Genomic DNA, 1,111 nt, shown 5'->3' on the forward strand with positions numbered 1-1,111 from the left:
AAAGCGGCCTGCACTACAACCTGTTCCGCTACTACGAACCCGAGGTGGGGCGTTTCACCACGCAGGATCCGATAGGGCTGGAAGGCGGGTTGAACCTGTATCAGTATGCGCCGAACCCGCTGATGTGGGTGGATCCGTTGGGGTTGAGTAGTAAGCCTTGCAAGACTGAAGAAACAACCCGTGTTCGCCATTACACCAATCGTAAAGGCTCAAATGCAATTGAAGAAAGTGGCGTAATAAAAGCTCAGGATAATGGTCGAGTTTATGTTGAGCCAGCAAATAAAAAACCAATGAGTCAAGTTCAGGCTGAAAATAAATATCAAATTAAACCAGGAAGAGGAAGGGATTATGTTGAGACCGATGTTCCCAACTCACAATTAGAGTGGATTACTAATCCTCGCTATCATACCCAAGAGCTTACTGTGAAGGGTGATGTGCCCTTAAAAAATCCAACGATCACAAAAAGGAAGTAAGATGTTAAAAGAAAATGAAACAATCAAACTAACAGGTGAAGAAGCTGTTAATATAATCAAGGAGGTTAATTATTTATTGATCTCACTTGGTAATATCGCACATTATTATTACAGCGAGCCAGTTATTAGTGACGATAAGCGGTTAGAGTATGAGAGCGAAACAACTAAATTTATAGACAAGAATAAAGTTACACATAGGCTGGCAGAAATTAGAAGGATATTATCCAGTAAGTTTGATAATAGTCTTGGTGATGATGATATGGATGATATAGAGAGAGCTACAGAGGATACCCCTTATTGGGAGAAGCCGGGGGACTAGCCTCAAAGAAAATTAGGCACTACAGGAATAGCGTGGTGCCTCCTGCTAAACAAACGAATTTAGAATTTAATTAAAGCGTGAAAAGGCAATGTTTGGTTCTTTAAAAATCATATAGAATCAAAAGGTTAAGATTGTATGGCAGGCCGCCTGCTGCAACACCGCGAGCCCAATCAGGGCAAACCGGGCGCGCGGCTGGTGTACGATCTGGCTGATAACCTGCTGGGCGAACGCAGCCCGCAGAGCGACATCGACGCGCACCTGCCGCTGGCGCCGATCGCCGACAACCGCCTGACGCACTGGCAAAAACTGTTTTACCGTT

The 1,111-nt window shown here is 44.5% G+C and carries 3 protein-coding genes; all 3 read left to right on the top strand.

Annotated features, from left to right (window positions below; translation table 11 throughout):
* On the top strand, positions 1–473 hold a 473-nt coding region (locus tag ACTJJ6_RS23540), incomplete at its 5' end, for an RHS repeat-associated core domain-containing protein (RefSeq protein WP_440827457.1).
* Position 474: 1 nt separating this feature from the next.
* On the top strand, positions 475–792 hold the full coding sequence (locus tag ACTJJ6_RS23545) for a hypothetical protein (RefSeq protein WP_060435512.1): 318 nt from the start codon (positions 475–477) through the stop codon (positions 790–792).
* A 135-nt stretch (positions 793–927) separates the two neighbouring features.
* Positions 928–1,111: hypothetical protein (locus ACTJJ6_RS23550; protein ID WP_440827459.1), on the top strand; the 184-nt coding region annotated here is incomplete at its 3' end.

This window comes from Serratia sp. 22278, assembly GCF_052045405.1.
Classification (GTDB): domain Bacteria; phylum Pseudomonadota; class Gammaproteobacteria; order Enterobacterales; family Enterobacteriaceae; genus Serratia; species Serratia marcescens.

What these genes read in the sequence shown, in the direction of transcription:
- ACTJJ6_RS23545 (WP_060435512.1), top strand. Translation starts at nt 475, where the DNA reads ATGTTAAAAGAAAATGAAACAATCAAACTAACAGGTGAAGAAGCTGTT.